This window comes from Paraburkholderia sp. (assembly GCF_024281035.1).
GTDB lineage: Bacteria > Pseudomonadota > Gammaproteobacteria > Burkholderiales > Burkholderiaceae > Paraburkholderia.
On record NZ_JAMXLH010000028.1, the window covers coordinates 47645 to 71441 of the forward strand.

Annotated in this window: 23 protein-coding genes; 10 read left to right on the forward strand and 13 right to left on the reverse strand. The window is 62.9% G+C overall.

Features of this window, described 5'->3' with window-relative positions; all coding sequences use genetic code 11:
• Positions 1–114 precede the first annotated feature (114 nt).
• The 4 genes from Q0L30_RS08840 (at position 115) to Q0L30_RS08855 (ending at position 3456) form a co-directional block, all read left to right on the forward strand.
• Positions 115–360 (forward strand): FeoA family protein, encoded by a 246-nt coding sequence (locus Q0L30_RS08840; RefSeq protein WP_296654017.1) that lies wholly within the window; start codon positions 115–117, stop codon positions 358–360.
• Positions 357–2198: a ferrous iron transporter B gene (locus tag Q0L30_RS08845; protein ID WP_296654020.1), complete on the forward strand. Its 1842-nt coding sequence runs from the start codon at positions 357–359 to the stop codon at positions 2196–2198. Before Q0L30_RS08840 ends, Q0L30_RS08845 begins: the two co-directional genes overlap by 4 nt.
• Positions 2195–2497, forward strand: a complete 303-nt coding sequence (locus tag Q0L30_RS08850) for a DUF6587 family protein (RefSeq protein ID WP_296654022.1) — start codon at positions 2195–2197, stop codon at positions 2495–2497. The genes Q0L30_RS08845 and Q0L30_RS08850 overlap by 4 nt, the downstream gene beginning before the upstream one ends.
• A gap of 194 nt (positions 2498–2691) precedes the next feature.
• Entirely contained in the window at positions 2692–3456 is a 765-nt protein-coding gene (locus Q0L30_RS08855) for a CDP-diacylglycerol diphosphatase (protein WP_296654024.1), read from the forward strand.
• A gap of 180 nt (positions 3457–3636) precedes the next feature.
• On the opposite strand, the gene Q0L30_RS08860 is transcribed toward Q0L30_RS08855, so the two are convergent.
• Positions 3637–4656, reverse strand: coding sequence for an alcohol dehydrogenase (locus Q0L30_RS08860; protein WP_296654138.1), 1020 nt, complete (start codon positions 4654–4656; stop codon positions 3637–3639).
• Between the two features lie 224 nt (positions 4657–4880).
• On the opposite strand from Q0L30_RS08860, the gene Q0L30_RS08865 reads away from it, so the two are divergent.
• Positions 4881–5348 carry a CBS domain-containing protein gene (locus Q0L30_RS08865; RefSeq protein WP_296654026.1) on the forward strand — a complete coding sequence of 156 codons (468 nt, stop codon included), beginning with the start codon at positions 4881–4883 and terminating at the stop codon, positions 5346–5348.
• A 74-nt stretch (positions 5349–5422) separates the two neighbouring features.
• Here the strand turns inward: Q0L30_RS08865 and Q0L30_RS08870 are convergent, their stop codons facing one another.
• The 5 genes from Q0L30_RS08870 to Q0L30_RS08890 form a co-directional block, all read right to left on the reverse strand.
• Positions 5423–5812, reverse strand: coding sequence for a hypothetical protein (locus tag Q0L30_RS08870; protein ID WP_296654027.1), 390 nt, complete (start codon positions 5810–5812; stop codon positions 5423–5425).
• A 230-nt stretch (positions 5813–6042) separates the two neighbouring features.
• Positions 6043–6765, reverse strand: a complete 723-nt coding sequence (locus Q0L30_RS08875) for a haloacid dehalogenase type II (protein ID WP_296654030.1) — start codon at positions 6763–6765, stop codon at positions 6043–6045.
• 116 nt (positions 6766–6881) lie between these two features.
• Positions 6882–7268: an SgcJ/EcaC family oxidoreductase gene (locus tag Q0L30_RS08880; protein WP_296654033.1), complete on the reverse strand. Its 387-nt coding sequence runs from the start codon at positions 7266–7268 to the stop codon at positions 6882–6884.
• 65 nt (positions 7269–7333) lie between these two features.
• Positions 7334–9316 carry a multicopper oxidase domain-containing protein gene (locus Q0L30_RS08885; RefSeq protein ID WP_296654036.1) on the reverse strand — a complete coding sequence of 661 codons (1983 nt, stop codon included), beginning with the start codon at positions 9314–9316 and terminating at the stop codon, positions 7334–7336.
• A 587-nt stretch (positions 9317–9903) separates the two neighbouring features.
• Entirely contained in the window at positions 9904–10305 is a 402-nt protein-coding gene (locus tag Q0L30_RS08890; protein WP_296654038.1) for a hypothetical protein, read from the reverse strand.
• Between the two features lie 316 nt (positions 10306–10621).
• Here Q0L30_RS08890 and Q0L30_RS08895 point away from each other — a divergent pair, with 316 nt between their 5' ends.
• Positions 10622–11110: a cache domain-containing protein gene (locus Q0L30_RS08895; protein ID WP_296654041.1), complete on the forward strand. Its 489-nt coding sequence runs from the start codon at positions 10622–10624 to the stop codon at positions 11108–11110.
• A 138-nt stretch (positions 11111–11248) separates the two neighbouring features.
• On the opposite strand, the gene Q0L30_RS08900 is transcribed toward Q0L30_RS08895, so the two are convergent.
• From Q0L30_RS08900 to Q0L30_RS08910, 3 genes are all read right to left on the reverse strand, one after another.
• Positions 11249–12316 carry an alpha/beta hydrolase gene (locus tag Q0L30_RS08900; protein ID WP_296654045.1) on the reverse strand — a complete coding sequence of 356 codons (1068 nt, stop codon included), beginning with the start codon at positions 12314–12316 and terminating at the stop codon, positions 11249–11251.
• Between the two features lie 152 nt (positions 12317–12468).
• Positions 12469–13689 (reverse strand): MalY/PatB family protein, encoded by a 1221-nt coding sequence (locus tag Q0L30_RS08905; protein WP_296654139.1) that lies wholly within the window; start codon positions 13687–13689, stop codon positions 12469–12471.
• A gap of 68 nt (positions 13690–13757) precedes the next feature.
• Complete coding sequence (locus tag Q0L30_RS08910; protein ID WP_296654047.1) at positions 13758–14255, reverse strand: GNAT family N-acetyltransferase; 498 nt, start codon at positions 14253–14255, stop codon at positions 13758–13760.
• 106 nt (positions 14256–14361) lie between these two features.
• Here Q0L30_RS08910 and Q0L30_RS08915 point away from each other — a divergent pair, with 106 nt between their 5' ends.
• Positions 14362–15288: a LysR family transcriptional regulator gene (locus Q0L30_RS08915; RefSeq protein WP_296654141.1), complete on the forward strand. Its 927-nt coding sequence runs from the start codon at positions 14362–14364 to the stop codon at positions 15286–15288.
• Between the two features lie 105 nt (positions 15289–15393).
• On the opposite strand, the gene Q0L30_RS08920 is transcribed toward Q0L30_RS08915, so the two are convergent.
• From Q0L30_RS08920 to Q0L30_RS08935, 4 genes are read right to left on the reverse strand one after another with little or no spacing between them, the layout of a single operon-like run.
• Entirely contained in the window at positions 15394–17403 is a 2010-nt protein-coding gene (locus Q0L30_RS08920) for an acetyl/propionyl/methylcrotonyl-CoA carboxylase subunit alpha (RefSeq protein WP_296654049.1), read from the reverse strand.
• A gap of 36 nt (positions 17404–17439) precedes the next feature.
• Entirely contained in the window at positions 17440–18237 is a 798-nt protein-coding gene (locus tag Q0L30_RS08925; RefSeq protein WP_296654050.1) for an enoyl-CoA hydratase/isomerase family protein, read from the reverse strand.
• Positions 18238–18264: 27 nt separating this feature from the next.
• Entirely contained in the window at positions 18265–19872 is a 1608-nt protein-coding gene (locus Q0L30_RS08930; protein ID WP_296654052.1) for a carboxyl transferase domain-containing protein, read from the reverse strand.
• A 31-nt stretch (positions 19873–19903) separates the two neighbouring features.
• Entirely contained in the window at positions 19904–21085 is a 1182-nt protein-coding gene (locus tag Q0L30_RS08935) for an isovaleryl-CoA dehydrogenase (protein WP_296654053.1), read from the reverse strand.
• Between the two features lie 193 nt (positions 21086–21278).
• Here Q0L30_RS08935 and Q0L30_RS08940 point away from each other — a divergent pair, with 193 nt between their 5' ends.
• The 3 genes from Q0L30_RS08940 (at position 21279) to Q0L30_RS08950 (ending at position 23771) form a co-directional block, all read left to right on the forward strand.
• Positions 21279–22028 (forward strand): TetR/AcrR family transcriptional regulator, encoded by a 750-nt coding sequence (locus Q0L30_RS08940; protein ID WP_296654056.1) that lies wholly within the window; start codon positions 21279–21281, stop codon positions 22026–22028.
• Between the two features lie 48 nt (positions 22029–22076).
• The gene (locus Q0L30_RS08945) at positions 22077–23087 is read left to right on the forward strand and encodes a DUF2891 domain-containing protein (protein WP_296654059.1); all 1011 of its coding nucleotides are present in this window, start codon (positions 22077–22079) and stop codon (positions 23085–23087) included.
• A gap of 294 nt (positions 23088–23381) precedes the next feature.
• Complete coding sequence (locus tag Q0L30_RS08950; RefSeq protein ID WP_296654061.1) at positions 23382–23771, forward strand: hypothetical protein; 390 nt, start codon at positions 23382–23384, stop codon at positions 23769–23771.
• Positions 23772–23797: the final 26 nt, after the last annotated feature.

Here is a 23797-nt window from a genome sequence, read left to right on the forward strand (position 1 = left end):
CCCATTGCATCGCCGCGACACATTGACCCTACCGGCGTCAGGCCGCCGCCCCCTACGCGCCCGGAGGGGTACAATGCGAATCGTTCGCATTCGAATTAATTGCACTCCTTCATCATGCGTCTGACAGACCTCTCCAGAGGCACCACAGCCTACGTCGAGCGCGTTGACGACGCGCATGAACGCGATCCCATTGCCCAGCGTCTGCGCGATCTCGGTTTCGTGCCGGGCGAACCGGTACGCGTCGTCGCCCATGCGCCCTGGAGCGCCGATCCGCTGCTCGTGCAGATCGGCTCGACGCGCTTCGCGCTGCGCCGCGCCGAAGCACAACGCGTGAGCGTTCATGAGGCGAGCGCATCGTGAGTCAGGCCTCACTGCGCATCGCCCTCGTCGGCAATCCCAACTGCGGCAAGACCGCTCTCTTCAATCTGCTCACCGGCGCACGCCAGAAGGTGGCCAACTACGCGGGCGTCACCGTCGAGCGCAAGGAAGGCCGCTTCGCGACGCCCTCGGGCCGCAAGGTCCAGCTACTCGATCTGCCGGGCGCATACAGCTTCGATTCGACGAGCCCCGACGAACGCGTCACTCGCGACGTGCTGCTCGGCCGCTATCCGGGCGAAGCCGTGCCGGACCTCGTGGTCTGCGTTGCGGACGCAACGAACCTGCGCCTGCATCTGCGCTTCGTGCTCGAAGTCAAACGCCTCGGCCGCCCGGCCGTGCTCGCGCTGAACATGATGGACGCCGCGAAGCGGCGCGGCGTGACCGTCGACGTGGCGGAACTCTCGCGTCTGCTCGGCATGCCGGTGGTCGAAACCGTGGCGGTGCAGCGCGGCGGCGCCGAGGCGCTGATCGATCTGCTCGACCGCACCGATGCGCAAGCCGCGAACAACAGCGCGCGCCCCGAAGACGCGGACGATCTGCACGCCACCGTGCGCAGCATCCTCGCGGCAGCCGTGACGATGCCGCGCGCCACCGACGCGCGCGACGACGCCCTCGACCGCTGGACGCTGCATCCGGTCTTCGGTCCGCTGATCCTCGCGGTCGTGATGTTCCTCGTGTTCCAGGCGGTCTACTCGCTCGGCAAGCCGCTCACCGATGCGATCGGCGACGCCTTCACGTGGCTCGGCGCCACGACGGGCGCGGTGCTGCCGGAGGGGCCGCTGCGCAGCCTCTTGACCGATGCGATCTTCAGCGGTGTCGGCACGGTGCTCGGCTTCCTGCCCGAGATTCTCGTGTTGTTCTTCTTCATCCTCGTCCTCGAGGAATCGGGCTATCTGCCGCGCGCGGCGTTCCTGCTCGACCGCGTAATGGTGTCGGTCGGGCTCACGGGGCGCTCGTTCATTCCGCTGCTGTCGAGCTTCGCGTGCGCGATTCCCGGCATCATGGGCACGCGCAGCATCACCGATCCGCGCGACCGTCTCGCGACGATACTCGTCGCGCCGCTCATGACCTGCTCCGCGCGGCTGCCCGTCTATGCGCTCCTGATCGGCGCGTTCATTCCGCACCGCCTGATCTTCGGCGTGTTCAACCTGCAGGGGCTCGTGCTGTTCGTGCTCTATGTCGCGGGCATCGTCGGCGCGATGGTGGTGGGATGGGTGATGAAGCATCTGCGCCGCGACCGCCGCGAGCACGCACTGCTGATGGAGCTGCCGTCCTACCGTATGCCGCGCGCGCGCGATATCGGCATCGGCCTGTGGGAGCGCGGCATGATCTTCCTGAAGCGTCTCACCGGCATCATCCTCGCGCTGAGCGTGCTGATGTGGTTCATCTCGACGTTCCCCTCGCCGCCCGCGGGCGCGACCGGTCCCGCCATCGACTACACGTTCGCCGGCTATCTGGGCCGCTTCCTGCAGTATCCGTTCGCACCGCTCGGCTTTAACTGGCAGATCAGCCTTTCGCTGATTCCTGCGTTCGCCGCACGCGAAACCGCCGTGGCCGCGCTCGCGACGGTCTACTCCGTGGCAGGCGGCGACGCCGACATCGTCGGGCTCGGACACACGCTCTCGCATAACTTCTCGCTCGCGAGCGCGCTCTCGCTGATGGTGTGGTTCGCGTTCGCGCCGCAATGCATGTCGACGCTCGCCGTGATCCGGCGCGAGACGCGCTCGTGGCGCGCGGTGTCGGCCTCGTTTGGCTACATGTTCGTGATGGCGTATCTGGCATCGCTGCTCACGTATCAGATCGCGAGCCGCTTCTTATGAGCGCCGGACTGATCGCTCAATATGCGGTAATCGTCGCGCTCGTCGGCATGAGCGCGCTCTACACGCTGCGCAAGCTCGCGCCGACGCTGGTGGCGCGCCGCCAGGCCGCCCTCGCCGCCAGCCTGCTCAAGGCGGGACGCGGCGCATTCGCGCAACGCATCGGCCGCGCACTGCAGCCGCGCGGCGCGACCGGCAATTGCGCCGACGGTTGCGGGACGTGCGGCTCGTGTGGCCCGAAGCCCTCCGACGACAACGAAGACGACGAGCATCCGCTCACGTTTCATCCGCCGCGCAAATAAGCGATCCAAACCCGGCTTAAATCCGGCGCTAGTCCAGCGCTAGTCCGGCGCAAATGCGGCGGCCTTAAAGCGGCGGCCTGAAACCGGCCTGACACAGGCATTCCGCTACACTCGCGGCTGCACCGGGCCGCTCGCCATCGCGACACAGCGAAGCGCGGCCTGACCTGTTCTCCCGTCACGACCGCGCCGCGCCCATGCGATACACCGCCCTTCTGAAGTCCGTCTTTCTCGCGGCCAGCGCCGCTGCGCTCGTGGCCGCCAGCGGCTGCGCGCGAGTGTCCAGGGTCGACTCGAACGCACTCTGGCAAATCGTCGGCGGCCAGTGCATCCCGAACGCACGCGACACCGGCCAGCCCGCGCCCTGCACGAGCGTCAGTCTCGACAAGCGCTATGCGGTGCTCAAGGACATAGCGGGCCGCGCGCAATATCTGCTGATTCCGACCGACCGCGTATCGGGCATCGAAAGCCCCGAAATTCTTTACGCGGGCTCGCCTGAATATTGGGTGGCCGCATGGAACGCCGGACACCATGTCGATACGAAGCTCGATATGCAGCTCGCCGCCTACCAGCTCGGACTCGAAATTAATTCGTCGACACGGCGCTCGCAAAACCAGCTGCACATTCACGTCGATTGCATGCGAACCGATATCGCCGAAGCGCTCGCACCGCATCGCGCCGACGCACCCGGCACATGGACCTGGATCACGCTCGACGGCACACGCTATCGCGTCACGCGCGTCACGAGCCTCGACGACCGCAACAATCCGTTCCGCGTCGTGGCGCGAGACCTTGGCGCGCAGCAGACGATGGGCGCGCAGACGATCCTCGTGACCGGCGCCGGTTCCGACGCCGCCCGCGACGGCTGGCTGATCGTCAACAGCGGGCGCGACGTGGAAGGCGGAACCGGCACGGCAGAGGGTCTGCTCGATCACGCATGCAGCGTCGCGCGTACGCACTGATGCGCGGTTGTCGCGCGGCGTGCGGACATGCTGGAGATCGCGCGCGGCAGGACTGCGGTCAGCATGAACAGGATGCGCGGACCCAGGCTTGCTCCGTTCGCCTACGTTGCGGACTCAACGAAACGGCGACCGGAGCGGTGAGCGGTGACCAGAGCGCGCGGTGCTCGCCAGGTATGCGACTCAACCTCCCGGCTTGAGCACCACGCGAAAACGCGCTTTCCCGCTCATCATCCGGTCATAGGCTTCGGCCGCGCGGGAAAGCGGATATTCCTCGATCATCGGCTTCACGCCCGAAAGAGCACTGAACGCCAGCGTGTCCTGTGAATCGGCGGCGGTGCCCGAGGGCCAGCCCTGCACCGAATGGCGGCCCATGATGAACTGCGTGATCGACACTTCCACGGGCTCTTCCGACACGCCGACCATGATCATCTTGCCGTTCAGACCCAGGCCGCCCAACGCCGCGGTCATCGCCTTGCCGCTCGTGGCCGTGGCGAGGATCACGCGCGCGCCGCCAAGCGCCTGCAACGCTTCGGCCACGTTCTGCGAGGCGCTGTCGATGTAGTGATGCGCGCCGAGCTGCGTCGCGAGCGGCGCTTTGTCTTGCCCGCGCGCGATGGCCACGGTGAGGAAGCCCATCTTTCGCGCGTACTGCACGCCGAGATGCCCCAGGCCGCCAATGCCGAGGATCGCCACGACGTCGCCCGCGCGCGCGCCGCTATGGCGCAGCGCGTTGAAGGTGGTGATGCCCGCGCACAGAAGCGGCGCGGCATCGACATCCGCGAGATCGTTGGGCATGCGCGCAAGTGCTTCCTGCGGCGCGATCATGTAGTCGGCGTAACCGCCGTCGTAGCTGATGCCCGGAATACGCCCGCTCTTGCACAGCACGAAGTCGCCACGCCGGCAGTGTTCGCAATGTCCGCAGTGCCCGCCATGCCAGCCCACGCCGATACGCTGCCCGACCTGCCATTCATCGACACGCGAGCCCAGCTTTTCGATCACGCCTGCAATCTCGTGTCCCGGCACGCGCGGAAATTGCAGGCCCGGCCAATGGCCTTCCTTCGTGAGCGAATCGCTGTGGCAGATCCCGCAGGCCTGCACCTTGACGAGGACATGCCCCTCTGGCGGCTCGGGCACGTCGCGCTCGACCAGCTCAAGCGGTCCACCGGGTTTTGCCACTTGCACTACCTGCATCTTTCGCATCATCTGCTCCTTGGAAAAGGGCGGAAATACGGTGCCGCACCAGGGGCACTGTTCGAAGAAGGAATGAAGGGAAATTGTTGGTTCGGCCAAAGCCAGGCGATCTACACTGCAAAACAACGAAGACAAAAAAATCGGCCGGCTTTCGCGGACCTGGTGATTCTATTCCGATCCAGCTTTGCTCAGGCTGAGCCCGTACGTACTGCCCTTTCTGTATGGAGGCGGTCATGAAAAAGGAAAGGAAGACTGCACGGCAGATTTTGTCCGTAAACGCCAGGGAGGTTATTTCGGTCGGCCCCGATGACACCGTGCTTGCCGCACTGCACCTGATGGCCGACAAGGACGTCACGACCGTGTTGGTGCTGCAGGGCAGCAATCTTGTGGGTGTTTTGTCTCAGCGCGATTACGCGCGCAAAGTCGAGGTGCTCGGCCGCGACGCCGCCCATACCAGGGTGGGCGAGATCATGACGACGCAGGTGTTCTATGTAACGCCCGGACATACCTGCGACGCGTGCCTGAGGTTGATGCATGCAAAGCGGATCCGGCATCTACCCGTTATCGAATCCGGGCGCGTCATCGGCGTGCTTTCCAACAGCGATCTTCTCGAAGAACTCTTTCAGGAGGACGAGCATTTCATCCAGCTGCTGGAACGCGACATGCTGTATCTGACGATCGATACCGGCGGCGCCTATTAGAACTGACGAAACAAGAACGGACGAAACAGGCACGCTGAAGCCGGGATCGATCGAGCGCGTCATCGGTGTTAAAACTAGCCGTCTTCCGGCCAGATCGTTATGCCACGGCCCTTGCAGGTGTCGTCAATCGCGTGCAGCACAATTTTGCTCATCGAGTTTCCCCATTGCGACGGGTTTTTCTCGATGTACGTGTCGACGATCGTATCCAGTTGGCCCAGCGTCATGTGCATCGTGCATTGTTTGAGCGCCAGGAGGGTGTCGTCGGCGCCACCCAAAGCACCTGCGGCCAGTACGCCGTCGAAAACTCCCGCCACGTAGGTCACTTTCGCCGCGGATGAAAAGCCGCGATACGTGTTTCCGTCGACGATGTGTCCAAGCGATGCGAATTGCGGCTCGGCGTTGGAAACCGTAGCCACCCAGATTGCGAGTATCCCAACTGTCACTTGCTTGATCGTCCGGTGCATTTTCGCCCTCCTTCTGATCCAGTCACGTCTCGTCTGTTTGCGAATGCCTGTGTGCGAAAGCAATTTGAAGTGTAGTCCAGCGCAAGATTCGGTGATCTTCTGATGCGTGCGCGGAACCGCACATAATCCAGGCAAAGGTGCCGCCAAACCGCTTTACTCCGATAAATAACATCGAGGTTTGAAATCACCCGATGCACACGCTGGCCGAACCGGTTGCGGCCGATCTGAAATCAATCCGCACAGCCGAGCTGTTTCGCGAGTTCGTTCAAATCGTCGACAACGAAGTCCCACGCCGCTTCCGCTTTCAGGTCCGTTCTCTGATGAGGGCCGTGTTCGGTCGGCCGCGCGACGAAGGCCGTTTTCAAACCGAGCTGGCGAGCCGCAGCGAGATCGCTGTTATGAGCCGCAACAAGACACAGTTCAGCCGGTGCGAGACCGAGGATTTCCACAGTCTCGCTGTAGACCTGCGGCGAGGGTTTATAAGCGCGCGCAACTTCGGCGCCGAGGATCGCATCCCACGGCAAGCCAACACGTTTGGCAATGTCCACCATCAGACGAATATTCCCGTTCGACAGCGGCGCGATGATGAATTTGCGCTTCAGGCTGCACAGCGCCGCGACGGCATCCGGCCAGGGATCGAGGCGATGCCAGGCCAGGTTGAGTTCGTCGATCTCCGGGTCGGGAACATCGGCAATGCCGTACTGGGTCAGAACGCTCACGAGATTCTCGCGATGCAGGACGTCGAGCCGGACGTACGGCCTGCGTCCGCTGCGCACTTCCTCCATGGAGGGCGAATACTCGCGTCGCCACGCATCGGCGAAATCGAATGCGTTCAGCCCCGCTGCGTAGCGATTCAGAAACGATTGCGCTTCTCTCGCGACACCGCTTCTCCAGTCGACGATCGTTCCGAAGACATCGAACACGAGCGCCTTGATTTCCGCGCGGTTCTTCATGTGATCGAGCCGGGGCCAGGTGATGTATTAGCGGATCGCAACAACTGCGGCAGCAACGCAGGAACGCAGGAACGCAGCGACGAAAAGTACCGCTTCGATCGCCGCAAGCACCGGCTTTACGCCTTGGGCGCGACCAGATTGGCGTCGCGTGCCAGCAGCCAGCGCCCGTTCGCATCCTTGCGCAGCAGCGTGAGCGTGTAGCCCCCGCGACGCATCGCCTGCGTCGCATCGGGAGACGTGATGGAGATCTCGATACGACTGCGCAGAAAAGCCCAGTCGCCCAGCACCTGAAGCTCGACGATTTCGGCCGTGCCGTCCACGCGCATGCCTTGCTGCCCCTTCGAGAGCGCCGCATATTCGGCTTTGCCAAACGGCTCCTGACCGGGCACCGTGAACACCACGTCGTCGGTCATCAGGCTCAGCACCTTCGCCGTATCGCCTGTGCGGCTGGCGTCCATCCAGGTCTGCACGAGTTCGCGAATCGCGCGTTCGTCATTCGTCATGCTGCTCTCCGTCGTAATCCGGCTCAATAATGCTTGGTGTGCTAAAGCTCGCGCTCAGGTATGACTCACTTGCCCCTGGCCGCCTTCACCTGGTCGGCAGTGATCAGCCTGGCCTGGTTGCCCCACGAACTGCGCTCGTGATTCGCGATGTCGGCGATGTCCGCATCGTTCAATGTTGCGGTAAACGGCGGCATCACGCTGGGGTAGCTGATGCCGTTGATGGCCTCGCCATGCAGGCCGTTGAGGATCACGCTGATCTGCTTGGCGGGATCGTCGTTTAGCACCGCGGGGTTGTCCTTGAGCGGCGGGAATGCACCGGGCAGACCCATGCCGGTGGCCTGGTGGCAGGCCGTACAGCTGGCTGCGTACAGGGAAGCACCGCGCGCCGGGTCGAACTTGTACGGGCCTGCGGGCGAGGCGGGAGTCGTGGGGGCCGTTGCCGCCACGGGCGCCTTGGTGATCGGCGGCGCGGCCACGGGCGCCCCGCCCGGCGCCGACACTTTCAGCACGCCCTGCGCGCCCATCACCATGTGCGCCATCGCGTGATCCACGAACGGATACTTGCCCGGTTCATCGACGGTCAGGTCGAAGATCGCGCCCTCGCCCGGTCCCACGCTGTAGGTGGAGACGCCGTCGATGGCCTGGGCCGGATTACCGCCGGGATAGACCTTTTCGAAGATCGCGCCGATCACATGGAATGCGCTCCACAGACTGGGGCCGGCGTTCACCATGTAGATGCGCACGCGGTCGCCCGGCCTGGCTGTGAGCGGATGGTCGCGGTACTGGAACGCGGTGCCGTTGAACACGACCTCATCGGGGCGCATCTCCTGCATCTTCCCGTAGTCGCCGGCCATCAGCTTGCCGCTCACCTGCTGGGTGTACCACTCGCCCTGCACCAGCACGTAGCTCTCTGCGGCTGGCGGCAGCGGCGTTGACGGGTCGACGATGATCGCGCCGTACATGCCGTTGGCGATGTGCAGCAGCACAGGCGGCGTGCCGCAGTGATAGAGGAACGCGCCCGGCACCTTGGCCACGAACGAGAACTTGATCGACTCGCCCGGCATGATGTCCACGTAGTGCAGGCTGGGTGGCGTGATTGCGGCATGAAAATCGATCGAGTGCTGCATGGTGCCGTGATTGGTGAGCACCACGTTCACAGTCTGTCCCTGGCGCACATGGATGACCGGTCCGGGCACGCTCTTGCCGAAGGTCCACGCCTGGTACTGCACGCCGCTGGCAATTTCCACGGTCTGGTCGGAGACGTCGATGGACACAGCCACGCTGTCGCCAGGCGTGAGCGGCGGCAGGCGCGCGTCACGCGCCTGCGCGACGGGCTGGCTCGACGCCAGCGACAACGGCGCCACCGCGGCGGCCGCTGCTGTCTGCGAAGGTGACTGGACATGCAGCGCGCTGTGCAGGCCCGCCAACAGCAATGCCACGAGCAGTGCGATGCCCGCCAGCACCGGCGCCTGCACCTGCCATGGCAGCGGCGCCACGGGAGGTGCATCGACAGCGGGACCCCACTCGGCAACCCGCCGCCAACCCGGCCAACGCCGTTCGATCAGGTAGTCGACGCTATACGGATTGGGGCTGGCCCGGTGGTCGATGAGGATCAGCGCGATGAAGACCAGCACGTAGCTGATCGCCGTGCCCATGTTGGTGGCGCCCACCGTGTACGGGCCGCCGAAGCCTTCGGCGGTGGACCAGATCAGCAGGCTGAACAGGGCGCCGAGCACGTAGGTGTACTTGCGCGCGAACCCCAGCAGCAGGGCGAAGGCCAGCGCCGTCACTGCAAGGCGCGTCAGCCACACGAACAGCCCGGCATGCGGCGTGACCAGCGCAAGCCACATCCCGAACCACCAGGCCGACCAGCGGGGCTGCCCATTGGCCGCGTTGTGCAGGTAGCCCACATAGTGGCTTGCGAATCCCGGCGCCCAGGTGAGCGCCGCGCCCACGATCCAGACGATGCCGAAGGCTACCCGCAACGCGGCGCCGGTCAGTACCGGCCAGGCTTCGTGCCGGGACCCGCGACGATTCGAGTCGGTCATGCCACTTCCTCCCAGAGGGTTAATTCAGTCGGAATCGATGGAAGCCAACGGCTTGATATGCGCTCGCATTTAAATGGAAATACTGCGTGAACGCGGCAGGCGTCAGATAGTTTAGCCACGCCTGCGTGAATATTCCACGCCGGATCGAACGTGAATTCCACGCGACGGCGAGCATGAATTCAACCGCAAAACGAACCGGGATGCCGCGCAAATGCGCACAGCAACGTGCTGTAGCAGCGACACGGGCCATGAGTTTGCACGCAAAAAGCGTGTCCGTTGCCGCGGCTTGAACTACAACGAGGATAAACGAAGATGAGCGAATTGAAGCGTGCGCGAGACACGCGGGAATTCAGGCTGGAGGAGGTACGGCTGTGAAGTCAGGCCAGCATCCGGCGGCGGCGTCGGCCATTTTGGGCGTGACGCGTCAGGCAGTTTCGAACCGAATGCAGGCGGACCGCAAAGGCGCGCTGTTGGCGCGGGTACGAAGCCGTTAACTGAAGAACAGATGGAGCGGGTCCGCCTGCGTGCGGAGAATGCGCGACCGAAGACGGCGCGCGACATTCTAAAAAGAGCGAAGGTGAGCGGCGTTAATCGCGGCCGTGTGCATGCGCATCGAGGCTGCGTTCGGCAGCTTCGCCCACGAGGCCCGCGTAGTACAGATGCACGCCGACGGCGAGCGAATCGTTGCGGATTTCATGGAAGGTCTTCCACGCCTTCACGGGGTCCTTGAACACGAGGTAATGCGCTTCCTCGGAAACGAGGCGTGCGACTTGATGCAGGCCGTGACCATGCAGCGCGGCGATAAGCTCGTCGAGGCTGCGGTGCGTGCGCGCGTCGGTGCGCGGATAGAGCATATGCAGCACGGCGACGCGCTCTTTCGCGAGCGCGGCGGACAGCGCGACCACGATGTCCTGATGATTGAGTGCCGTAACAACGGCGTCTTCGGCAAGTTCATCTTCCGAAAACAGGGTGTCGATCGAAATGTTCATCTACTCATACCTTACGTTTTGCTTCTGACGCGAATGGCCAGATTAAAAAGGCCCGCCGAAACAGGCGGGCCGTCGAAAGCGATCACCGTAAGCCGCTTTCGTGAGATGCAGTATGGCAGATTGTCGCAGGCAGGTGATGCACTGCAGCGGCAAAACATTGTTGCAGTAAACATGCGGGAAAACGATTCTCGGCGAGCGGTGTTTCATCGACTAGCCTTTTGCATGCAGGCCGGGGCTTCTCGCCCACGAACCGCGCTTCTGATCGCTTCAAGAGATGGACGAAACAGCGCTGAACTCAATGACTGGAGATCGTGCGATGATCGGCAAAACCCTCTTTACGGGCATCCTGTTACTGGCCGGATTGTTTTGCTCCGCATCACCGGCGTTTTCTCAGTCATCGCCCCCAATGTCTGAAGCAGCAAAACAAACGAAAGCGCTGGTCGACAAGGCCGCCGGGTTGATCGACAGCGAAGGCAAGGCTGCGTTTTCAGAGTTCAGAAAAAAAGGAAGCGAGTGGTTCCATGACGATACTTATCTGTTCGTATACGACCGGAACGCAAATGTCTTGCTGAACCCGGCCTTCCCATCCCGGGAGGGAACGAATGTCCACGGCCAGAAAGATGCCAACGGCAAGCTATTTCATGACGCGATGATCCAGGCGGCTGAATCAACCGGATCGGGCTGGGTCGACTACATGTTCCTGCGACCGGGGCAGAGTCAGCCATCGCACAAATGGACCTATGTGAAGGCAGTCACGATTGACGGCATTCCAGGTCTGGTGGGATCGGGCTTTTATTCGGAGTAGGTTCTGGCGAGTAACACGTATCTGGAGGATGCGCGAGGTCATTCCAACATAACGTAGCTCGCGACGTGCGACGGTCTTCGCAGGGAGAATGGGCAATTCCAGCAGCGGCTCGGTGCAGTTGGGCCGCCGCTGGCCGCGTTACACAACCAGTTGGTCGACTTCAGTTTGCACCGCTGCCGGGAAAGGCTCGCGCGTATCCGGTTCCGTTGCCCACGCAATCGCTTCACGAATACGTTCCAGCGCGTTGCTACTCTCGGCAACCTCCTGCCCGTATCCATGAAACTCGTGAATCATGTGTTCCCAGACATCCAGCCGGATCCTTCCTCCCTGATGCTGAACGGATTGTGCGAAGTCTCTGATCATGTCGACGAGAATCTCTTTCCCGCCCGCCTGGATATAGATCGGCGCGACACCGGAAAATGACTGGTTGATCGGGGAAAGGTCTGCGTTCTCGTATTGGCCTTCGCCTTTGAGCCAGGCAGAAAATTGAAGCGTCATGTATCCCTGTACCAGATCGTAATGATCGTTGCCGAACTGGCTTGCGCCGCGCAGGCCCGTATCCGTCCACGGACTGATGCCAATCGCCAGCGCGGGCTGGGGAAGCGCGGCATCGCGCAGCTTCGACAGTGTCATCAAGGTCAAATGCCCGCCGGCCGAGTCTCCGCATACCACCAGGCGCGAAGGATCGACGCCTTGCCGAAGCAAAAACCGATACGCCTCCAAACCGTCCTCGAGTTGTGCGGGGTGGGGATGCTCGGGCGTGAGTCGATAGTCCGGCGCGAAGATGCGCACGCCAAGCCAGTGAGCAAGCAAGGCGATGAATTCGCGTGTCACGGTCGCGTAGAACGTATAGCCGCCACCGTGAAAGTAAAGCATCGTGATATCGCTGGTTCGCTCGCGCGGAATAAACCAGTCCCCTCGGGGCTCGCCTTCACCGGCCGGACGGATTTCGACAGCCGGGCGCATGGCGGTACGGGTAATCAAACTATCCAGATACGCTCTGCCGTCCGCAATGTCTTTCAGCGCGAAAGCCCGATTAAATTGGGCTCTCCAGAATAATGTTCCGATTTCGAAAGAAATTGACCACTCACGAACCAGCGGTTTTCCAATCATGCGCCGAAACAGCACCTTGACCGAAATCGCGAGTAGTGAGGCGAGACTGCGTGCCCTATGCGAAAAACGCCCGTGGAATACGGTTCTCGACATGTGGTGCCCCCGATCATTGTTTGTCGAGGATTGTAATCGCCAACCGACCCTTTTCTTCCATTAAGCAGGACAAAATGCCATACACATCGAATCGCTCAGGCACCCGAACGGTCGCTTCACCCCGGTTTATGTTTGTTGCATGAATCACCCGATCAGCGCCCGGCCAGCGCAGCGGTCAGCCGGCGAATCGCTTCATCGACGGTGGAGCGGGGGCACCCGAGATTGATCCGCATATAGCCGTGCCCCTCGATGCCAAACTTCTGCCCCTTGTCGAGCCACAGCCGGGCCGTGGTCAGCATGAATTTATCCAGTGTTTCCGCATCCATGCCAAGTCCGCGGCAATCCATCCAGGCAAGGTAGAGCGAATCGGCGGGCAGTACTTCGATCTTCGAAGTGGCGCTATTGATCGCGCGCGCGAAATGGGCGTGGTTCTCGCGGAGATAGACCAGCATCGCTTCGAGCCACGGCTCGCCATGCGTATAGGCAGCCTCTGCCGCAACCATCCCGAGCATGTTCACCAGCGGGAACATGTTTCTATCGTACTGTCGCAGCAATTCTTCGCGCAGACGCCGGTTGGGCACGAACACATTCGCACTCTGCAGTCCGGGCAGGTTGAACGTCTTGCTCGGGGCCGTACACGTGATGCTGTTCTGCGCAAACTTCTCGCCCAGCGAGGCGAACGGGATGTGCTGCCTGGCGGGGTTGATGATCAGGTCCTGATGGATCTCATCGGAGACCACGAGAACGCCGCGCCGCAGGCAGATCTCGCCGATGGTGCGAAGCTCGTCCTCGGTCCACACATTTCCGGTCGGATTATGTGGATTACTGAGAATAAATAATTTTGTGTTGTCCCGGATCGCCGCCTCGAAAGTCCGTGCATTGAAGCGGTAACCCGTCTCGCTGCGCTCAAGCGGTGCGAAGGCCAGATGGCGGCCGTTCATGAGGACATCGTTATGAAAATGGGCGTAGACGGGCGGCTGGATCAGGACCGTGTCGCCAGGCGCGGAAAACGCCTGTACGGCAGTCTTCAGCGTCGTGATGATGCCGGAGGTCTGAACCACCCATTCCTTGGGGACTTCCCATCCGAAGCGCCTCGCCTGCCAGCCGACAACGGCATCGACATAGCTGTCCGGCGCTCCGCCGGGATAGCCGAACACACCGTGCTCGACGGCCTCGTGCAGCGCATCGATTACGGGGCGCGGAGACTTGAAGTCCATATCCGCAACCCACATCGGCAGCGGTTGCGCCGCAGATTCGTCGGCGGCGAGCAGTTTGCCTGCGATCGCCCATTTCATCGAATTGGAGTGTTTGCGATCGATCACTTCATCGAAAACGCTGGCGCTGTCATCGAAAGAAGCGTCCTGTCTCCCCATTGCGGAATAAGCTTTCACACTCGATCCTTGTCGCAGTAGAACGGCACGCTGGCGGCGTCGCGAGTCAGCTACAAAATCATCACCATTTCGTGCCACGACATCCCGCCGTGATCCGAGTCGGACGGCTTGACGTAGTCGTAACCAAGCCGTCGATAAAGCTCGACGTGGCGCTCTTTACACATCAAGTGGATGGTTTTCTTGCCCTGCTCACGCATACGGCTGACGAACTTACGCATCAGCAAGGACGCGAGGCCTCTCCCCTGATAAGCCGGGTCGATCACGACCGACATGATTACGACGTTCGGCGCATCGGGATCGTGACCGACCAGCTCCTTGAACTGCTCATCGGACATCACGACGTTGTACGCACAACCGCAGTTGATGAATCCGGTCACCCGCCCTTCCAGCTCCATCACAAGGAACCCCTGCGGGTATTGCCGGATGCGGGTAGCGATCTTTTCTTCGGTCGCTGCTTCGTCGCCCTCGTAGGCCGAGGATTCGATTTCATAGCAGCGCGTGATGTCCGAGGGAACTGCGTTGCGGAACGTCGGTGTTGGCGTGTTCATCAGGTATCTGCTCGTATCAGCCATTCGCAATGACTTTCTGAGAACCGGATTGTAGGGCGTTAGTGAGTTGCATATACTGCATTTTCAGCACTTTAAAATGTATGCCATGCACGATCAGCTCAGACGTGTCGACCTCAATCTGCTCGTGGTGTTCGACGCGCTTTATCGCCACCGGACGGTCGTAGCCGCATCCGACGAATTGGCATTGAGCCCGTCCGCGTTTAGTCACGCCCTCAATCGTCTGCGCAATGCGCTGTCCGATGAATTGTTCGTCCGGTACGGGGCCGGAATGCAACCCACTGCCAAGGCAGACCAGATTGCAGATGGCGTACGAGACGCATTGCGATCGCTTGCGGCCACGCTAGCCGCCACGGGGCCGTTCGAGCCATTGACGAGCACGATGACCTTCGTATTCGCGGCCACGGACTTCACGGCCTTCGCGTTGCTTCCGAGACTTGCGGCAATCCTGGAGCAGTCGGCGCCGCGTCTGCGAATCAAGGTTGTCTATTCCACGCACCGGGATTCCGCGGATGATCTGGCTACGGGACGCATCCATTTCGCGGTTGGTTTTTCCGAACCCGGAAATAGCGATCGCGGGCTCGAATCGCTGGAAAGCTTCACGGACGAATATGTTGTCGTTGCCCGCGAGCATCATCCCCGGCTCGGTCATACGCTTACGCTCGAACAATATCTGGCGGAGCGCCATGTTGTCGTTACGCCATGGAGCAACGAGGGAAGCGTCATCGACGCCGCGCTCCTCAGAGCAGGCCACCGACGCGACACGGCCGTTCATCTTCCGAGTTTGATGGCGGCTCCGTTCGTCGTTGCCGGTTCGGATCTGATCATCACGATGCCGAGACGCATCGCGGAAGAATATGCGCCCCTTCTGAAATTGCGCATTTATCCCGCACCGTTCGAAGCTCCCGGATATACCTTGAAGGTCACTTATCACAGACGACACGCGGACGCGCCAGGACACGCATGGATGCGAGAGCAAATACTCCTGGCGCTTCGTGAGCAAACCGCTCATTAAGCGCGTGAGGCGAACGTTCACGGAAGTGCCCGGAAATCCGCGAAAAAGCAAAAAAAAGCGCCCCGCATTGCGAGACGCCCAGGGGAGAACAGCCTGTTGCTGCGGTCAGCTCACTTCGAGCACCAGCAATTGCGCGCCGTCCGTAACCTGATCGCCCACTGCGTACAACACCTCGGTCACCGTGCCGCCGAACGGCGCGCCAATCGTGTGCTCCATCTTCATCGCTTCCATGACGACGAGCGGCGTGCCCTTCTCCACCACCGCGCCCGGCTCCACGAGCACCGCAATCACCTTGCCCGGCATGGGCGCCGTGAGGCGCCCTTCTCCGTGGTCCGAATCGGCGGCATGCGCGAGCAGGTTCTGCCATTCGAACGACATGGCTGTGCCGAGGCAGAACACGTGAAAAACGTCGCCGTCGATAAACACGCGGCCCGTCACACGCGTATCGCCGATAGTCGTCGCGTATTCGTCAGCACCGCGCCCGCGCGACCACGTATACGCGTCGACGCTGCCTGCGCAGCCTAGCGTTTGCGCGCCGCCATCCTGCGCAAACGTCGCCGGGAACGTCGTGTCGGTTTCGAGCTCGCGCCAACCGATTGTCTGCTGATAGCCGCCGTTCAGCCGCCAGTGCACGAGCGATGCCCACGGCGACGCGTCCCGTGTGGATGCGTCTTCGCGGCTGAGCAACGCGGCGCTGGCCAGCGCGAGCGCTTCGCGTACCGGCTTCTGATGCGCCGCGAAAAGCGCATCGTGATGGCGTTCGATGAGGCCGGTGTCGAGATCGGCAGCGGCGAATGGCGCGCACGTCACGAGCCGGTGCAGGAACTCGACGTTCGTATGCGGCCCCACCACCTCGCAGGCTTCGAGCGCGCGCTGCATGCGCGCGAGCGCATCTTCGCGCGTCGTGCCGTGCACGATCAGCTTCGCGATCATCGGATCGTAGAACGGCGTGATCGTGTCGCCTTCGCGCACGCCGCTGTCGATGCGCACTGCCGCGCGCTGTCCGGCCGCCCCAATCGCAAACTCCACGCCTTCAGGCATGCGCAGATGCTTGAGCGTGCCCGTGGAAGGCAAGAAACCGCGTGCGGGATTTTCAGCGTAAATACGTGCTTCGAGCGCATGCCCCTGGACCGCAAGCTGCGACTGTGCGAGCGGCAACGGCTCGCCCGCGGCCACGCGCAATTGCCATTCGACGAGATCGAGCCCCGTGATCATTTCGGTCACCGGATGCTCGACCTGCAGGCGCGTATTCATCTCCATGAAATAGAATTCGGCGCCGGTCATGATGAATTCGACCGTGCCCGCGCCCACGTAATGCACCGCGCGCGCCGCCGCGACGGCGGCTTCGCCCATGGCGCGCCGCACGCTCGCATCGAGCCCCGGCGCAGGCGCTTCCTCGAGCACTTTCTGATGGCGCCGCTGCACCGAGCAGTCGCGATCGAACAGATACACCGCGCCGCCACGCTTGTCGGCGAACACCTGCACTTCGACGTGACGCGGACGCAGCAGATATTTCTCGATCAGCACGCGGTCGTTGCCGAAGCTGCTCGCGGCCTCGCGCTTGCATGACGCGAGCGCCGCGGCGAAGTCCTCGCTGCGCTCGACCACGCGCATGCCCTTGCCGCCGCCGCCCGCACTCGCCTTGAGCAGCACCGGGTAGCCCATTGCGTCGGCTTCGCGCTGGAGTAGCGCCGCGTCCTGATCGTCGCCGTGATAGCCCGGCACGAGCGGCACCGAAGCCGCCTGCATCAGCGCTTTGGCGGCCGCCTTCGAGCCCATCGCGGCAATCGCCCCGACCGGCGGTCCGATGAAAACGAGGCCCGCTTCGTCGCATGCGCGCGCAAAGGCTTCGTTTTCGGAAAGAAATCCATAGCCCGGATGAATCGCCTGCGCGCCCGTTGCGCGCGCTGCGGCGATGATGCGCTCGATGCGCAGATAGCTTTGCGCAGCCGCCGCCTCGCCGATATGCACGGCTTCGTCGCACGCGGTGACGTGCTTCGCGTTGGCGTCGGCATCGGAGTAAACGGCCACGCTCTTGATGCCGAGTTTCCGGCAGGTCGCCGCCACGCGGCACGCAATTTCGCCCCGGTTGGCGATCAGGATCTTGTTGAACATATGTGATCTCGCTGTCGTTCGTATGAGCCCTGACTCTCAGCCGGTGGGCTGGCCGCGCCAGCGCGGCGTGCGCTTTTCAAGGAACGACGAGACGCCTTCGCGCCCTTCGTCGCTCGCGCGGATGCGCGCGATACGGATGGCCGTGTCCTCGATCAACGCGTCGTCGAGCGGCCGTCCCGCGACATCCTGCACCAGTTGCTTGCACTCGCGCACCGCGTTCGGACTGTTTGCCGCGAGCGCCTCGACGATGCGCTGCACGGTGGCGTCGAGCGTGTCGGCGCTCACCGCCTCGCTCACGAGGCCGAGGCGCTGGGCCGTTGCGCAGTCGAATGCCTCGGCCGTGACGAAATAGCGGCGCGATGCCTGCTCGCCCAGCGCGCGAATCACATACGGCGCGATAGTCGCCGGCATCAGGCCGAGACGCGCTTCGGAGAGGCAGAAATGGGCGGTCTCGACGGCAACCACGATATCGGCCGCGCAGACGAGCCCCATGCCGCCCGCGTACACGTCGCCGTGCACGCGCGCGACCACCGGCTTCGGACAGCGATACAGCACCGAGAGCATCTGCGCGAGACGCATGGCATCGGCGCGGTTTTCCTCGTCGGAGTAACCGGCCATCTTGCGCATCCAGTTCAGATCAGCGCCCGCGCAGAACGCACGGCCGCTGCCCGCCAGCACGATCGCGCGCACGTCGTCGCGCGCGCCGAGCGCCGTGAATGCGGCGGTAACATCGGCGATCATCGTTTCGTTGAAAGCGTTGCGCACGTCGGGCCGGTTCAGCGTGACCGTCGCGACATGACCGGCGACGTCGACCAGCAGCGTTTCGTATTGCATCGTCAAGCTCTCCTTCCCGAGCGACGCTTACATGCGGAACACGCCAAAGCGCGTGTCCTCGATAGGCGCGTTCATCGTCGCGGAAAGCCCCAGACCGAGCACGTCGCGCGTCTGCGCCGGATCGATCACGCCGTCGTCCCACAGCCGCGCGCTCGCATAGTACGGATGCCCCTGGCGTTCGTACTGGTCGCGGATCGGCTGCTTGAACGCCTCTTCCTCTTCCGCGCTCCAGCTGCCGCCCTTCGCTTCGATACCGTCACGGCGCACCGTCGCGAGCACCGACGCAGCCTGCTCGCCGCCCATCACGGAGATGCGCGCATTCGGCCACATCCAGAGAAAGCGCGGCGAATACGCACGGCCGCACATGCCGTAATTGCCTGCGCCGAACGACCCGCCGATGATCACCGTGAACTTCGGCACCTTCGCGGTCGCCACGGCCGTCACCATCTTCGCCCCGTTGCGTGCGATGCCTTCGTTCTCGTACTTGCGGCCCACCATGAAGCCCGTGATGTTCTGCAGAAACACGAGCGGGATCTTGCGCTGGCAGCACAGTTCGATGAAGTGCGTGCCCTTGAGCGCCGACTCCGAAAACAGGATGCCGTTGTTCGCGACGATCCCCACCGGATGGCCCCAGATGTGCGCGAAACCGGTCACGAGCGTCGTGCCGTAGCGCGCCTTGAATTCGTCGAATGCCGAATCGTCGACGATGCGCGCAATCGCTTCGCGCACGTCGAACGGCTTGCGCGTATCGACAGGAATCACGCCGTACAGGCTCTTCGCGTCGTAGCGCGGCGGCAGCGGATCGCGCAGCGCGAGAGGCGGCGTCTTCGTGCGATTCAGATTGCCGACGATGCTGCGCGCAATCGCGAGCGCATGCGCATCGTTCTGTGCGAGATGATCGGCCACGCCGGAAAGGCGCGTGTGCACGTCGCCGCCGCCAAGATCTTCGGCGCTGACTTCTTCGCCGGTCGCCGCCTTCACGAGCGGCGGGCCGCCCAGGAAAATCGTGCCCTGGTTCTTCACGATGATCGACTCGTCGCTCATGGCAGGCACATATGCGCCGCCCGCCGTGCACGAGCCCATCACGACCGCGATCTGCTCGATGCCCTGCGCGGAGAGATTCGCCTGGTTATAAAAGATGCGGCCGAAGTGATCGCGATCGGGAAACACGTCGTCCTGGTTCGGCAGGTTCGCGCCGCCCGAATCGACGAGATACACGCACGGCAAGCGGTTTTCCTGCGCGATTTCCTGTGCCCGGACGTGCTTCTTCACAGTCACGGGATAGTACGTTCCGCCCTTCACCGTGGCATCGTTGCAGACGATCACGCACTCCTGGCCCGCGATGCGGCCGATGCCGGTGATGATGCCCGCGCCGGGCGCTGCATCGTGGTACATGCCGTACGCGGCGAGTTGCGAGAACTCGAGGAACGGCGTGCCCGGATCGAGCAGTTGCGCAATGCGGTCGCGCGGCAGCAGCTTGCCGCGCGAGAGGTGCTTGTCGCGCGCCGCCTCGCCGCCGCCGAGCGACAGCTTGTGGATCTTCTCGCGCAGGTCCGCGACGACTGCTTCGAGCGCGGCGGCATTCGCCTTGAAATCGTCCGAGCGCGGATTGAGCTTCGATTCGATGATCGGCATCGCGTGCTTCCTTTCGTGACGTGCAGCAGGGTTACATCGTTTCAGCAAAAAGCTCGCGGCCAATCAGCATGCGGCGGATCTCGCTTGTGCCCGCACCGATTTCATAGAGCTTCGCGTCGCGCCACAGGCGGCCGACCGGATACTCGTTGATATAGCCGTTGCCGCCGAGAATCTGGATCGCTTCGCCTGCCATCCACGTTGCCTTTTCGGCGGTATAGAGAATCACGCCCGCGCAATCCTTGCGCACCTGGCGCACGTGATCCGTGCCGAGCGTGTCGAGCTGGCGTCCCACGGCGTAGAGATACGCGCGGCACGCCTGGAACGTGGTGTAGAGATCGGCGACCTTGCCCTGGATAAGCTGGAATTCGCCGATTGCCTGACCGAACTGCTTGCGGTCGTGAATGTACGGCACGACGGCATCCATGACTGCGGCCATGATGCCGGTCGGGCCGCCCGCGAGCACGGCGCGCTCGTAATCGAGGCCGCTCATCAGCACCTTCACGCCGCCGTTGAGCTGACCGAGGATGTTCTCTTCGGGCACTTCGACGTCCTGAAACACCAGTTCGCCCGTGTGCGAGCCGCGCATGCCGAGCTTGTCGAGCTTCTGTGCCACGGAAAAGCCCTTCATGCCTTTCTCGACGATGAAGGCCGTGATGCCGCGCGGACCGGCTTGCGGATCGGTCTTTGCGTACACAACGAGCGTGTCGCAGTCGGGGCCGTTGGTGATCCACATCTTGGTGCCGTTGAGCACGTAACGGTCGCCTTTTTTGTCGGCGCGCAGCTTCATGCTGACGACGTCCGAGCCCGCATTCGGCTCGCTCATGGCGAGTGCGCCGACGTGTTCGCCCGAGACGAGTTTTGGCAGGTATTTGCGCTTTTGCGCTTCGGTGCCGTTGCGGTGGATCTGGTTCACGCACAGGTTCGAGTGCGCGCCATATGAAAGACCGACCGATGCGGACGCACGCGAAATCTCCTCCATCGCAACCATGTGGGCGGTATAGCCCATGCCGGCGCCGCCGTATTCCTCGGAGACGGTCATGCCGAGAACGCCCAGATCGCCGAACTTGCGCCACAGGTCCATGGGGAACTGGTCGGTGCGATCGATTTCGGCCGCGCGCGGCGCGATTTCCTTTGCCGCGAAGGTGGCGATGCTGTCGCGCAGCATTTCGACTTCTTCGCCGAGGGGGAACTGCAGTCCGGGTACATTGCTCATGAGTGTCTCCTGTATCGATCCGGGCATCCAGCGTCGCCCCACGGATGCACATTTCACGCCACATTTACGTATGCGTCAATAGGTATAATTGAGTAACGCTCAAATTTATCTATCCGGGCAAAACGCTTGCCTGATCCACAAAAATTCATCAATAATTCACCACAATCCCGCCATAAACTGACCGTCACTCAACATGCTGGCCGCAACCCGAACCGCCCTACCTGCTTCGCGCCGGCAGCCCGCCGGGCGCAAATCGCAGCAGCGCGTGAAGGAGATCCTTCAAGCGGGCCGCGACGTGTTCTCCGAAAAGGGCTACGAGCGCGCGACCACGGCCGAGATCGCGCAGCGGCTCGGCGTATCCGAAGCCACCGTGTTCAGCTACTTTCGCGGCAAGCGCGAACTCTGCGCGCGCGTCATCGGCGACTGGTATGACGAATCGATCGAAGCAATCGAGGCGGGACTGCCGCGCGACGGCACCGTGCGGCAACAGTTCGCTTTCATCGTGCGCATGCATCTGCGCCTGATGCTCGAAAGCGGCACAGGCATCTGCTCACTCGTGCTCTCCGAAGGCCGCACGCGCCATCACGATCTGAGCGAAGCGCTTACCGAAATGCAGCGCCGTTACACCGCGCCGCTCATGCGCGTGCTCGCGCGCGGCCAGGATAGCGGCCAGATCCGCAACGACATGCCGCTGCGCCTCCTGCGCTCGCTGGTCTTCGGGCCGATGGAGCATGTCCTCTGGGATGCGACGCTCGGCAACCGGCGCACCGATATCGAAGCCACTGCGCAGCGGCTCATCGACGTGCTGTGGGCCGCCCTTCAGCCGCCCAATATCGAACTGGCCGCACTCGCGCAATTCAGCCAGGACGTGGGCGAAGCCATGCGCCGGCTCGAGAGCGAGCGCACGGCGCGCAAGCCGGGCGACACCGCCACGCCCGGCTAAATCTGCCGTACGCTGACGGCTGTCCTCCCGCCGCCGCGCACCGCAGCCATGACCGACACGCTCACCGCCCCGATCGCCTCCCGCTTCGCCTCGCTCGCGCTCTCGCATCTCACGCGCGAGTATCCGAACAAGCTCACGCATGCGCTTGCCGGTCCAGCGGACGTGCAGTCGCCGCGTGCGTTACATCCGGTGTTTTATGGCAGCTACGACTGGCATTCGTGCGTGCATGGCTACTGGCTGATTGCGCGTTTGCTCACGCGCTTTCCGGATCTGCCCGAAGCGCCGGACATCGTCGCGGTGATCGACGAACACTTCACGGACGAGAAAATGGCCGGCGAGCGCGCCTATCTCGACCTGCCGCACAACCGCGGCTTCGAGCGCCCATACGGCTGGGCGTGGCTGCTCGCGCTCGCGGCGCAGCTCGATGCGATGAAAACGCCGCAAGCAACACGCTGGGCGCGCACGCTCGCACCGCTCACGCAGGCGTTTGTCGAGCGTTTCGAGGAATTTCTGCCGAAGGCGACGTACCCCATCCGCGTGGGCACGCACTTCAATACCGCGTTTGCGTTGACACTCGCGCTAGCATTCGCGCGGCAAACCGCGCAGGACGGGCTAGTGAGGTTAATCGAGCAAACCGCGCGGCGCTGGTATCAGGACGATGCCGGGTGCCAGGCCTGGGAGCCTTCAGGCGACGAGTTTCTCTCGCCAGCCCTGATGGAAGCCGTGCTGATGAGCCGCGTGCTGCCCACCGCCGAATTCGCCCGCTGGTTCGACGCCTTTCTGCCCGATCTGACCGCACGCCAGCCGCGCACACTCTTCACGCCCGCCACGGTCACGGATCGCACCGATGGAAAAATCGCGCACCTGGACGGCCTCAACCTGAGCCGCGCGTGGTGCCAGCGCACGCTCGCGCGCACGTTGCCGCCTGACGATGCGCGCGCGGCCGTATTGCGCGAAGCGGCGCAGACACATCTGCAAAGCGCGCTCGGGCATGTCGCGGAATATTACATGGGCGAGCACTGGCTCGCGTCTTTTGCCACGCTTGCGCTCGAAGCGTAAGCGTCTGAGGTTTCTCCGCGGCACACCGCCGCGCGGGCCGCATTCAGCCCATGCGTACGGCTATTCGCCGCGCAGGCGCCATCGAATTGTTACTGGCGCTATCCTTGCTCATACGAACTCGCAAACCAATCCGGCCCAAAAGCGAGCATTCGCGGCACCCACGCGCCAGGCACTTGTAACAACTCGAAAAATCAGTGCAATCCACGTAATTGCATTGGCACGCGCGATGTCATAGCGTTCGATAATTAACGAGTGGGCGCATCCGCGTCCCAGGCATCCGTTCTGGAGAAAGTTGTGAACAGGTCAAAAGTGATCCTCGGGGCCATCGCGACCGCCATCGTGTGCGCGAGCGGCGCAGCCCATGCGGCGCGTTGGGCCGTCGGGGTGGGCGTCGGCGCGCCCTGGTACTACCCGGCGCCTTATTACTACGCACCGGGGCCGGTCATCGTCGCACCTCCTCCGGAACCGCCTACCTGGATCGAACAAGGTCAGCCGCCATCCGGCCCCGACGATCAGGCGTATTCGCCGTATTCGCAAGGTCCGGCGGGTGCGGCAGACGATCCCGAAGCCGATAACAGCGACACCTGGTATTACTGCGACGCATCGCGGACGTACTACCCGTATGTGAAGCAGTGTGCGTCGGGCTGGCGCCCGGTTCCCGCCCAACCCGCTCCCGAGAACTAAACCTTCCAGACCAGATCGAGGTTCCA

What these genes read in the sequence shown, in the direction of transcription:
- Q0L30_RS08840 (WP_296654017.1), top strand. Translation starts at nt 115, where the DNA reads ATGCGTCTGACAGACCTCTCCAGAGGCACCACAGCCTACGTCGAGCGC.
- Q0L30_RS08935 (WP_296654053.1), bottom strand. Translation starts at nt 21,085, where the DNA reads ATGAGCAATGTACCCGGACTGCAGTTCCCCCTCGGCGAAGAAGTCGAA.
- Q0L30_RS08920 (WP_296654049.1), bottom strand. Translation starts at nt 17,403, where the DNA reads ATGTTCAACAAGATCCTGATCGCCAACCGGGGCGAAATTGCGTGCCGC.
- Q0L30_RS08865 (WP_296654026.1), top strand. Translation starts at nt 4,881, where the DNA reads ATGAAAAAGGAAAGGAAGACTGCACGGCAGATTTTGTCCGTAAACGCC.
- Q0L30_RS08880 (WP_296654033.1), bottom strand. Translation starts at nt 7,268, where the DNA reads ATGACGAATGACGAACGCGCGATTCGCGAACTCGTGCAGACCTGGATG.
- Q0L30_RS08900 (WP_296654045.1), bottom strand. Translation starts at nt 12,316, where the DNA reads ATGTCGAGAACCGTATTCCACGGGCGTTTTTCGCATAGGGCACGCAGT.
- Q0L30_RS08855 (WP_296654024.1), top strand. Translation starts at nt 2,692, where the DNA reads ATGCGATACACCGCCCTTCTGAAGTCCGTCTTTCTCGCGGCCAGCGCC.
- Q0L30_RS08905 (WP_296654139.1), bottom strand. Translation starts at nt 13,689, where the DNA reads ATGGGGAGACAGGACGCTTCTTTCGATGACAGCGCCAGCGTTTTCGAT.
- Q0L30_RS08860 (WP_296654138.1), bottom strand. Translation starts at nt 4,656, where the DNA reads ATGCGAAAGATGCAGGTAGTGCAAGTGGCAAAACCCGGTGGACCGCTT.
- Q0L30_RS08890 (WP_296654038.1), bottom strand. Translation starts at nt 10,305, where the DNA reads ATGAACATTTCGATCGACACCCTGTTTTCGGAAGATGAACTTGCCGAA.
- Q0L30_RS08895 (WP_296654041.1), top strand. Translation starts at nt 10,622, where the DNA reads ATGATCGGCAAAACCCTCTTTACGGGCATCCTGTTACTGGCCGGATTG.
- Q0L30_RS08850 (WP_296654022.1), top strand. Translation starts at nt 2,195, where the DNA reads ATGAGCGCCGGACTGATCGCTCAATATGCGGTAATCGTCGCGCTCGTC.
- Q0L30_RS08925 (WP_296654050.1), bottom strand. Translation starts at nt 18,237, where the DNA reads ATGCAATACGAAACGCTGCTGGTCGACGTCGCCGGTCATGTCGCGACG.
- Q0L30_RS08885 (WP_296654036.1), bottom strand. Translation starts at nt 9,316, where the DNA reads ATGACCGACTCGAATCGTCGCGGGTCCCGGCACGAAGCCTGGCCGGTA.
- Q0L30_RS08930 (WP_296654052.1), bottom strand. Translation starts at nt 19,872, where the DNA reads ATGCCGATCATCGAATCGAAGCTCAATCCGCGCTCGGACGATTTCAAG.
- Q0L30_RS08875 (WP_296654030.1), bottom strand. Translation starts at nt 6,765, where the DNA reads ATGAAGAACCGCGCGGAAATCAAGGCGCTCGTGTTCGATGTCTTCGGA.
- Q0L30_RS08910 (WP_296654047.1), bottom strand. Translation starts at nt 14,255, where the DNA reads ATGAACACGCCAACACCGACGTTCCGCAACGCAGTTCCCTCGGACATC.
- Q0L30_RS08870 (WP_296654027.1), bottom strand. Translation starts at nt 5,812, where the DNA reads ATGCACCGGACGATCAAGCAAGTGACAGTTGGGATACTCGCAATCTGG.
- Q0L30_RS08915 (WP_296654141.1), top strand. Translation starts at nt 14,362, where the DNA reads ATGCACGATCAGCTCAGACGTGTCGACCTCAATCTGCTCGTGGTGTTC.
- Q0L30_RS08940 (WP_296654056.1), top strand. Translation starts at nt 21,279, where the DNA reads ATGCTGGCCGCAACCCGAACCGCCCTACCTGCTTCGCGCCGGCAGCCC.
- Q0L30_RS08945 (WP_296654059.1), top strand. Translation starts at nt 22,077, where the DNA reads ATGACCGACACGCTCACCGCCCCGATCGCCTCCCGCTTCGCCTCGCTC.